Genomic DNA, 10,367 nt, shown 5'->3' with positions numbered 1-10,367 from the left:
TTTGGTTACTCCCCGTCATAGGTGGAACTGGAATCTTAATATTCTATAAAAGTATAGACAAACCAATCAGGAAACCAGAAAGCTTTGCAAAACGTTCTGAAGGTAGTAGCTCTTGGCAAGATGAACCCTAATATAGAGCTATTAGGTAGCGACTATTAAAATCCAAGCCATGAGCTCACTTGTTTAAAGCAAGCTCATTCCTAAAATAACTCTACAAACCAAGTAAAATCTTATCTAAGCTTTGTTTTGATTTAGCAACGCTTTGTAGTGGGGTTAATCCGCTTGGGTATTCTTCTTGCTCAAGCACTAACCACTTGGTGTTGCCGTGCGACTCTAAAGTATCGATGATGGCAGGCCAATCAATGTTGTTTTCGCCGATAATCGGGCTCATGTTGCTAGCCTCAATCGTACGTACTTTAATGTGCGTAGCAAGAGTGCGGTTAGGGTACTTTTTAATAAAGTAGATTGGATCTTTAGCAGCATAATTGACCCAGCCTATATCTAACTGCAATGGCATGGTCTTGGGAGTATTACTGGCAATGTAATCCCAAAACGTTGCGTTATTAAATGCATTAAACTCTTTATTATGATTGTGAAAACCGATCTTCATATCAAAACGGGTCGCATAATCACTGACTTTAGTAAGCTCTTTAACCAGAGATTTAACTCCCTCAGGGTGCCATGCTCTTTCATCCCAAGGTACATAAAGTGTAGTAACGCCAAGGGTCTTGTAAAACAGCAGGGTGCTATCAATAGTGTTTTCACTGAGTGCATCAAAGCCTATATGGGCACTACTGGCAACTAAGCCTAACTCACTGAGCTTTGCTTTTAAGGCTGCTGGCTTATTTGAGTATGGGCCAAAGTCTCCGGCAAACTCCACGCCGTCAAACCCCATTTCGGCAAGAGACTTAAGCGTACCATGAAAGTCATTTTTTAAGGTGTCTTTGACTGACCACAGTTGCACACTCACGGGCAGTTTTGCGAATAATTGACCACTAAATACAAGGCTAATAATAAGCAATAAAATGCGGGTTTTAAACATACTTCAATCCTAAAAAAGCAGGGGAGTGACCCCCTGCACTGTGTTACAAATAACACAAGGGGGAAAGTTAATCAGTATAGGCGTACTCACTTAAACCAAGCTCAGCTAAAACTTGATCTAAATGGGCTTTTGCTTCATCAGAAGGGCCTGGGTAATCGCCTGCAATAGGCACATTACCAAGGTAACCTATGTCTTTACAGCCTTCAGGCGTACAGAAAAATGCTGCCAGCACTAACTCTTTAAAGCGTAAAAAGGCTTTACCAATGCGCTGAAATTGCAGAGGTGTTTGCTCGTTTAAAAACGCAATATCGTCTAAAATCGCGCGATGTTGCTTTTCATTAAGTGCAACAAATTGCTTTTTAAAACGAAGCTGTGCTTCATCGTTAAGCCACGCTAATGAGTTTAAAATTTTAATTCTATCGCGTTGTTGGCCTTCATAGGGTGCGCTTACCCACTCATTAATAACCGCCGGTACTTGTAGCTCACTGGCTGAAGGAATAGCACCTTCGCGCGGCACAATGTAATCAGATAAAAGCGCTACCAACGTGAGTTCGTCTGCCGTTAAGGTCAGCGGCCAAGGTGATTCTGGTGGCATCACTAAATTTGGATCTTGACCATAGCCTTTAGCGGTTACAGGCTTGATATCTAAATCAGGCCAATGCTCTTTTGCAGAGACTGCAACGTCATCTTCAAGTGCTTTTGTGCAGCCAGCAGTTAAACCAATCGCTGAGCCCGCAGCTAATAGACCAAGCCATTTTAAGGACTCACGGCGGCTCATGTTAGAAACATAGTTATATGAGTCGTGTTCGTTACGATGATGCATAATTAAAGTACCCCGTTATCAATTTGTTGAGCAAGCCAAGTTGAATTACGCATTGCCAGTGTCATGATGGTGAGCGTACAGTTTTTATGAGGGTTAGAAGCAAATACACCCGCATCCATTACAAATAGGTTATTACAATCCCATGTTTGACCCCATTGATTGGTGACTGAGTCTTTCTTTGAGCTTCCCATTCGTGTGGTACCCACTTCGTGAATGATTTCGCCACCTTTTGAAATTGCTTTTTCAGCAGGCGGGAGTTCGCCAACGGTCGCACCCATGTTTTCTAGAATTTGCTTCGCAGTTTTTAAACCATGTTCGATTTGCTTTAATTCTCTGTCAGACCACTTAAAGTGGAACTTTGATACCGGAATACCCCATTTGTCTTTAACGTTTTCGTCAATTTCCATGTAGGTATCTTTGTTCGGCAACATCTCGCCACGCAGAGCAAAACCAACGTAAGAGCCATATGCATCACGAATCTGCTGCTTAAGGGCAGGACCATAGCCTTGTTTATCACCCGATACACCCGAGCCTGGTTGTCTAAAGCCACCGCCAATTTCAAAGTGATAACCACGTGGGAAATCTAATTCATTGTTAGCTTGTGCTTGATGACCCCACCAAGGAATAAATAAGTGATTAGCGGTATGTCCATCTTCGTTATAACGTGGGCGACCTTTAAGTGCTGGAATTTGCGCACCTAACCATGCACCCGTCGAATCCATTAAGTTTCGACCTACTTGGCCACTTGAGTTAGCAAGGCCTTTCGGGTGCTTTTGATTCTTTGAATTTAATAAAATACGCGCTGATTCACAGGCGCTGGCGGCTAAGATAACCACATCGGCATCAATAGCATGTTCGGTAACCGTGTGTTTATCAACATAGGTGACGCCAGTGACTTTACCTTGCTCATCAACTTTGACTGATTTAACCATGGCATCAGTAATAACTTTTAAGTTGCCGGTGGCTTTTGCCATAGGTAATAGCGATGTCGTAGTTTGAAAGGCAGCACCAATTGAACAACCAGAGCCACAAGGCGTTGCATAAAAACAAGCCATGCGATCATCTTTAGGGCGAGTTAATACCGCACGGTGCATAGGCACTGCTTGAATGCCCATTTTCTTTGCAGAAGCGGCAATTAAAAGCTCAGGAATACGCGGCTTTGGTGGCGGCTGTAAAATACCCGGTGACGAATCTGGCATATCTTCATGGCCTGTATTGGTGCCACAAACACCCACAAGTTCTTCGGTTTTATCGTACCAAGGTGCTAAATCAGCGTATTCAAATGGCCAGTCGGCACCGTGACCATCACGGCTTTTGCCTTTAAAATCGTGTTCACTAAAGCGTAATGAATAGCGGCCCCAGTGGTTAGTTCGACCACCTAACATACGTGCGCGCCACCAATAAAAGTCGCTTCCTTTGGCGCTGGTGTATGGCTCATCAGGTACTTGCCAACCGCCATCAACAGTTGCGTCGTAAAAGCCAAAGTTTTTGTCTTTGTTACCTGCGCCCATAAGTGGGGCTTCGTTGTTACGACGAAACATTGGGCTTTCTGTTTTCGGGTCATAATTACGGCCCGCTTCAAGTAATAACACCTTGTGACCAAGTTTGGTTAGCGTGTATGCGGCCATTGCACCGCCAGCACCAGAGCCTACAACTAATACCTTATGTTTAAAATCAGACATCTTATAGCTCCTTGATTTTTATATTTTTAAACCACACTTTGTCACCATGGTCTTGAAGCCCGATATGACCTTGTTCAGCCGTTGCAAAGTTTTTCCAAGTTGCAAACTTACTGCCTTTAACAAGGGTGTTCCATGTTGTACTACCAATCACAATGCTGGTCGTGCTAATACCGTTTTGCCAAACTTGTAAGTGGTTGTCTTGCATTTTAATGCGCACATGGTTCCAGCTATTTGCTGGTTTGTGCGCCGCAACTGGTGCAGCAAATAAATCGTAAATTGACCCAGCTAAATGTGAGTCAATTTCAGTATCTGGGTGTTCCTCGTTATCGATGATTTGAATTTCAGGCGCATGAGAGTAAATCATCTGTCCGGTTTCATCAGCTAATACAAAAATACCGCTATTGCCTTTGGTAGAGATTTTCCAATCAATCTGTAATTCAAAGTTTTGGTACTGCTTTTTAGTAAGCAGGTCGCCACCACCTTTAGTTAATGTCATAGCGCCATCTTCAACGACCCATGCAGAATTTAAAGATTCGCTTTTAAAGTTACGCCATTGCGACATATCTTTGCCGTCAAACAACAACTGCCAGCCAGCTTGCTTTTCTTGTTGTGTAAGCTGATTATCAGCCGCATTAGCGAGTGCACAGCTACTAACGGTGAGCATTAAAGTCAGTGCTTTAAGAGATTTAAACATAGTGTTCCTCGACGATTTACTTGCTTAAGACGCACATTTTTCGGTGCGTTTGTTGTTATTAATTACTAAATGCAACCCAATGAATGCGACGATTAAAATAATTGGGAAGATCAGTAGGTTTTGTAATACAGCCTGTCCGGCTAAAATTTCAATTTGTTCAGCGCTTGCGCCACTTGCTTGTGCTGATGAGCGTGCCGTATCTATCCAGCTACCAATTACAGGGTTCCAGATGCTCATAGCAAACATGCCTGCACCGCCCATTAACGACATACCCAGCGCCCCTGACTTTGGAATGTATTCTGCAACGCAGCCAAGCATGGTTGGCCAAAAGTAGGTAACGCCAAGTGCAAATAATATGGCCGCTATATAAATCATGCTGCCCTCGGCTTGGCTCATCATGAAGATACCTAAACTTGCACAAATGGCAGAGCCAAGTAATACACCGGTAGGGTTGAGCTTATGCACAATGGGGCCTGCAAAGAAGCGACCAACCGCCATTAAGCCAGTGATCAAGGCTAACACCACCATAGGAGAGGCACCCGATGAACCTAAAATACGCTCAATCCACTGCTGTGTGCCAAATTCAGTGGTTGCGGTAAACGTCATGCAGGCAATTAAAAAGATGTATAACGGCGTAAATAAATGGCGAATATTGCTGCTGGTAGAGTGAGTACGCGTATCAAAGCGTGGAAATTGTGCTTTGATCAGCATAGCGCCATAGATAACCGTAGGAATTAAAATTAACGCTACTTGCCATTGCCAGTTTAAACCTGCTCCCGACATAAAATTCGACGCAAGTGCCCCAATCACGATGCCACCTGGGAACCAAACATGAAAACGGTTTAGCATAGTGGTGGTGTTTTTAGGGTACATTTCTGCAATTAGTGGGTTACAGCCAGCTTCAACAGCGCCGTTGGCAAAACCAATTAAAAAGGTAGAAACCAGTAAGCCCCAAAAACCATCAGCAGTGATGGTTAAAACAAGGCCAAGTAAATGACAGATAAAGGCTAAAGCCACTAATTTTTTCGCGCCAATGGCATTATAAATAATACCGCCGACCATAGTCGCAACCGGAAAGCCTAAAAATGCCATGGCATTAACCCAACCTAATTCGGTGTCGGTTAAGCCAAACTCACTGCCAAGTTGACCCAAAATACCAGCACGGATGGCAAAGGTCATAGAGGTCACAATCAGTGCTATACAGCAAAGCCGAAAGACAATGCGGTTATAATTATTGTTGTCCATATTGTGTGTCCTGTGTGTTCTATTGTTGTCGGTTTTATAAACCTAAAATTCGATTATTACGCTCAGTGTTTGTTGTGCCACTGGCAAAATCGTCAAAGGCTTTGTCGGTTGGGTTTATTAAGTGTGCTTTAATAAACTCAGCGCCTTCTCTTGCCCCATCTTCTGGGTGCTTTAAGCAACATTCCCATTCAAGTACAGCCCAACCATCAAAACCATATTGAGTTAACTTGCTAAAAATTTGCTTAAAATCTACTTGGCCATCACCTAAAGAACGAAAACGTCCTGGTCGGTCTTGCCAGTTCTGAAACCCGCCATAAACACCTGAGCGGCCATTTGCGATAAATTCGGCATCTTTGACATGAAACGCCTTAATGCGCGAATGATAAATATCGATAAACGCTAAATAGTCGAGCTGTTGCAATACAAAATGGCTCGGATCATAAAGAATATTAACGCGTGGGTGATTATTGGTAGCTGCTAAAAATCGCTCAAATGTCACACCATCATGTAGGTCTTCACCCGGATGCAATTCATAACATACGTCCACACCATGCTCGTCAAAGCAATCTAAAATAGGCAACCAGCGCTTAGCTAGCTCACTAAAGCCTTGTTCAACAAGTCCTTGTGGACGCTGTGGCCACGGGTAAAAGGTATGCCATAAAAAAGAACCCGAGAACGTCGCATGGGTTGTTAAACCAAGGTTTTTACTTGCTTTAGCAGCCATCATCAGTTGCTCTGTTGCCCATTTTGTTCGCGCTGCAGGGTTGCCTTTTACATGCTCTGCGGCAAAGTTATCAAACATTTCATCGTACGCAGGGTGCACAGCAATTAACTGGCCTTGCAAATGTGTTGATAGCTCTGAAATTGTAAGTCCATACTCCATGGCAATACCAGTGACTTCATCGCAGTATTGCTGGCTTTGAGCTGCTTTTTCTAAATCGAAAATTTCAGGGTTTGAGGTTGGCACTTGAATCGCTTTGTAACCTAAACCGCTTGCCCATTCACATAAACCACGAAAGCTATTGAAGGGGGCTTGATCTGAAATAAACTGCGCCAAAAATATAGCTGGCCCTTTGATTTTATTCATTCTTTATTATCCAATCTGTAATTTGTGCCATTTAGTATCTTGTTTAGCTGAAGCAACAACATGTTCAATAAATGCCATACCCCGCACAGCCTCATTGATGCCTGGCACATCAAATGCTGAATTTGTTGCGTTGTCGCCTTGCTTGAATGCATGAATTTGCGCTGCAAAATTGCTGTAAATGTTGGCAAATGCTTCAAGGTAACCTTCTGGGTGACCGGCAGGGGCGCGCAGGGCATTTTGCGTGTCAGGGTGTAATTCACCCACGCCCGATCTAAGTAATGTAGCGGCTTGATTGTGGCCTCTTAGCCATAAGCTATTAGGCTCAAGTTGCGACCATTCAAGGCTGGCTTTGTCGCCATAAATACGCAGACGTAAGTTGTTTTCATCGCCAATAGCAATTTGGCTTGCCAGTAAAACGCCTTTACAGCCATTATTGAATCTAAGTAGCACAGTGCCATCATCATCAAGGGCTCGGCCTTCAACTACATGGTTTAAATCGGCGCAAAGCTCGGTGATTTCGAGATCAGAGACATACTCGGCTAAGTTAGCTGCATGCACGCCAATATCGCCAATACAACAACTAATGCCAGCCTTACTGGTGTCTAAACGCCAGCTTGCTTGTTTTGAACCCTCGTCTTCACGTTGAGATAACCAGCCTTGGGTGTACTCAACAATGACTTTACGTATGGTGCCGAGCTCGCCTGCTTTTACGCGATGCTTGGCTTCTTTGACCATAGGGTAACCGGTGTAAGTGTGGGTTAACCCATATAAAACCTGCTGTTTTGCAATAATGCTTTGTAATTGCTCTGCTTCTGCAAGTGTGAGCGTTGCTGGTTTATCTGATAACACATGAAAACCATGTTCAAGCGCCATTTGCGCGACCGGAAAATGTAAGTGGTTTGGGGTGACAATAGCCACAAAATCAATACGCTCATCAGCAGGTAATTTTGCTTCTTCGGCAAAAAGCGTTTGGTAACTGTCGTAGCAACGGCTGCTATCAAGCCCAAGTAGTTCGCCAGTTGCTTTACATTTTTTTGCGTCTGAACTGAATGCACCTGCAACAAGCTCTATCATTCCGTCTAATCGCGCTGCAATTCGATGAATAGCGCCAATGAAAGCACCATCGCCACCGCCTACCATTGCCATGCGGATCTTAGCTTTGCTCATCTTAAGCGCTCCTAATTTAAATAGCGTTTGCTACTGTTAATATCATGTTATTGATAATAGGAAAGCTTAACCAATAAGCGCTAATAAAAATTCGGTTGACAATGCAACAAAATCGGCGTTTAAAATATATAGTGCTATTCTTTATAGAGACAAATTTAAGCGATGGATATTCAAGAAATAATAAAAAAAGCAGGCGTAAATCAGCTAATTGCTGCATTTGATTTACTGCCAGATATCCTCTTTTGGGTAAAAGACACAGATAGTAGAATCTTACATTGTAATCAGCATTTTATTGAGCATCAGGGCTATAAAACACTGGAGCAAATATTGCTAAAAACAGACTTCGACTTTTCGCCAAAGCACCTTGCGTTTCAATACGTCAATGACGATAAACGGGTGATGGAAGGCTACATAGTGACTGACCGTTTAGAGCTTAACCAAACCCAACAAGGTGAGCTTGGTTGGTTTTCTACCTCAAAGCATGCTTTAAAAGATCACGATGGCAATGTGATTGGCACTTACGGAGTGACCCGACATCTACAAAAAACCTCAAAAGCGCTTTCTCATGTAAGGGCAATTGAAGAGCCGGTAAAATTTATTCGCGAGCATTATCATCGTCAGATCAGCATTGATGAATTAGCAGAGCTTGCACACTTGTCGGTAAGTGCTTTAGAGCGCCGTTTTAAAAAGCACTTAGCAAAAACACCCAATCAATTTATTAACGAAGTGCGCCTCGAAAATGCCCGCAAGCTACTGATTGAAACGCAACTGCCCATTTCACAAGTGGCCTACCAGTGTGGGTTTTCGGAGCCGAGTTACTTCAGCAAACAATTTCGGCGTTTGTTTGGTGAAATTCCTTCACAAATGCGCTCGCAATTAGGTGATTAATTTGCAGCTCTTGCCATTAAAATAGCCCCTTGCTCTGCACTGGCAAGGGCGGGGGTTAAACGCGCTTTACTGGCATCAGTTAAGTAAGGGGTAATGGCACTAGCAATACCGCCCATCAAAGTAACGTTTTCAATACCTTGTTTTTCAAAGTAAGCGATATAGCGGGTAATGTATGCGCACGCTTCATTGATTAACTGCTTACAAAAAGCGTCGTCAGAATGACTAAAAACAAGCGGCGCATATTTGGCAAGCTCAGCCGGGCGCGCTGATATTAAGCGCTGACTTAACGCTTGGCTTGAGTCGCAGTTAAGCTGGGTGAGTAGGGCATCTATAGCCGCTGAACTTTGCGCAACATCATCAAGTACTTCAAATGCTTTACGGCAAAGTTGTAAGCCTAACCAACCACCACTGGCACCATCGCTCAGTAATAATCCGTAACCACCTAATTCGCTAAATTGGTTTTGTTGTTGGTAACCAGCGCAAAAGCCCGTACCAAGAATAATAACCGCGCCATCATGGTGTTGATGTGCGCCTTTACAGGCAATCAGCATATCTGTAGACAGGGTAAATTTAGCAAAAGGGTGCTGCCATTTGATCATAGCTTGATAGGCAGAGTCGATATTGGCACCGGCAAGTCCAGCATGCGCATAGGTGTTTTTCAGCTCGCTTAAGGCAAGCCCTGCCTCACGAAAAGCAAGTTCAGTGGCGTGCAGTATTGACTCTTGGCTTTGTTGGCAGCTGGTGGCCACGTTTGCTGAGCCACTTATGGCTTCGCTAAGTAGTGAACCATTTTCATTTTCTAAACGAACTTTACACTTACTGCCACCGCCATCAATACCTAAAAAATACGTCGCCATGATTAATCCTTTGAAAGAAGCTTATTGATAGCCTCTGCGTTAATTACCCCGTTTTCGTTGTGCACACATGAGTGTACATGCACAGCTGCATTGGCTGAATGGTTTTTTATTAATCGCCAAATAGCTTCAGCGTTTTCTAAGGTCACACCACCTCCCATAACAATTTCTATTTGATTAGCGCTGTGCGCTAAGTATGTGTTGAGCTGATTTAGACCATCAACAGCACTTTGACCGCTTTGCCATGGCGTGCCTGCTGTTAAGATGCGGTCAACGCCTAAGCTAATTAGTTCATTGAGTGCGCATAACGGGTTTGTAAGAGTATCGAATGCACGGTGAAAGGTCACCTTCAGGCCATGCTGTTTGGCTGTGGCAACTAAAGAGCGGGTCACCTCTAAATCAAGTTCGCCGTGTTTTACTGCACCAAAGACCACGCCATGCGCCCCCGCATTCGCTGCCATTGCTATTTGTTTTTGCATTACTTGGTGGCACTCAGTACTAACAATAAAGCTGCCTACTTTGGGGCGGATCATCACCACTAACTCTGCGTTATTGGTTAGGTTTTTTACAGCGCAATCAATTGCTTTAACACTTGGTGTCAGGCCATCTAGGTGTAAATTACTGCACAATTCAAAGCGCTTTGCGCCTAAGTTACTAGCCATTGAAATGTTGTTAGTGAGCTGCTTAAAGCACCCTTCGTTTAGGCATACTTCAAGAAATTTACCATTGTTCATGGGCGAGTTTTTACCATATCTATTACACCTACCTTTTAGTTACTCAATCTGTGAGTCATCAATAAATACGCAATATGTTAAATTGTTATTTAGTATCAATGCTTTAAATGTATTTTTGAGTTTGTTTTTCTGAGCCAGTTAACTTAAATTC

10 protein-coding genes are annotated in these 10,367 nt (G+C 43.5%); 1 reads left to right on the top strand and 9 read right to left on the bottom strand.

All coding sequences use genetic code 11. From position 1 onward, the window contains the following. Positions 1 to 211: 211 nt before the first annotated feature. The 7 genes from L1D51_RS18475 to L1D51_RS18445 form a co-directional block, all read right to left on the bottom strand. The gene (locus L1D51_RS18475; RefSeq protein WP_239964463.1) at positions 212 to 1,042 is read right to left on the bottom strand and encodes a sugar phosphate isomerase/epimerase family protein; all 831 of its coding nucleotides are present in this window, start codon (positions 1,040 to 1,042) and stop codon (positions 212 to 214) included. A 67-nt stretch (positions 1,043 to 1,109) separates the two neighbouring features. Further along, entirely contained in the window at positions 1,110 to 1,865 is a 756-nt protein-coding gene (locus L1D51_RS18470; protein WP_054563865.1) for a gluconate 2-dehydrogenase subunit 3 family protein, read from the bottom strand. Between the two features lie 2 nt (positions 1,866 to 1,867). Further along, positions 1,868 to 3,547 (bottom strand): GMC family oxidoreductase, encoded by a 1,680-nt coding sequence (locus tag L1D51_RS18465; protein WP_239964462.1) that lies wholly within the window; start codon positions 3,545 to 3,547, stop codon positions 1,868 to 1,870. Position 3,548: 1 nt separating this feature from the next. Continuing rightward, positions 3,549 to 4,241 carry a 3-keto-disaccharide hydrolase gene (locus L1D51_RS18460; protein WP_055199002.1) on the bottom strand — a complete coding sequence of 231 codons (693 nt, stop codon included), beginning with the start codon at positions 4,239 to 4,241 and terminating at the stop codon, positions 3,549 to 3,551. Positions 4,242 to 4,265: 24 nt separating this feature from the next. Further along, on the bottom strand, positions 4,266 to 5,486 hold the full coding sequence (locus L1D51_RS18455) for an MFS transporter (protein WP_054563863.1): 1,221 nt from the start codon (positions 5,484 to 5,486) through the stop codon (positions 4,266 to 4,268). Between the two features lie 34 nt (positions 5,487 to 5,520). Next, positions 5,521 to 6,573 carry a sugar phosphate isomerase/epimerase family protein gene (locus L1D51_RS18450; RefSeq protein ID WP_239964461.1) on the bottom strand — a complete coding sequence of 351 codons (1,053 nt, stop codon included), beginning with the start codon at positions 6,571 to 6,573 and terminating at the stop codon, positions 5,521 to 5,523. 6 nt (positions 6,574 to 6,579) lie between these two features. Next, positions 6,580 to 7,740 (bottom strand): Gfo/Idh/MocA family protein, encoded by a 1,161-nt coding sequence (locus L1D51_RS18445; protein ID WP_239964460.1) that lies wholly within the window; start codon positions 7,738 to 7,740, stop codon positions 6,580 to 6,582. Positions 7,741 to 7,902: 162 nt separating this feature from the next. On the opposite strand from L1D51_RS18445, the gene L1D51_RS18440 reads away from it, so the two are divergent. Then, the gene (locus L1D51_RS18440) at positions 7,903 to 8,628 is read left to right on the top strand and encodes an AraC family transcriptional regulator (protein ID WP_054552042.1); all 726 of its coding nucleotides are present in this window, start codon (positions 7,903 to 7,905) and stop codon (positions 8,626 to 8,628) included. Here the strand turns inward: L1D51_RS18440 and L1D51_RS18435 are convergent. Further along, the gene (locus L1D51_RS18435; protein ID WP_239964459.1) at positions 8,625 to 9,485 is read right to left on the bottom strand and encodes a glucosamine kinase nucleotide-binding domain-containing protein; all 861 of its coding nucleotides are present in this window, start codon (positions 9,483 to 9,485) and stop codon (positions 8,625 to 8,627) included. The genes L1D51_RS18440 and L1D51_RS18435 overlap by 4 nt on opposite strands. Positions 9,486 to 9,487: 2 nt before the next feature. After that, on the bottom strand, positions 9,488 to 10,216 hold the full coding sequence (locus L1D51_RS18430; RefSeq protein WP_239964458.1) for a copper homeostasis protein CutC: 729 nt from the start codon (positions 10,214 to 10,216) through the stop codon (positions 9,488 to 9,490). Positions 10,217 to 10,367: the final 151 nt, after the last annotated feature.

The organism is Pseudoalteromonas shioyasakiensis (assembly GCF_022398475.1).
In the GTDB taxonomy this organism is placed as follows: domain Bacteria; phylum Pseudomonadota; class Gammaproteobacteria; order Enterobacterales; family Alteromonadaceae; genus Pseudoalteromonas.
Note: the sequence above shows the minus strand (reverse complement) of the source record. Positions and strands in the feature narration are given on the sequence as shown.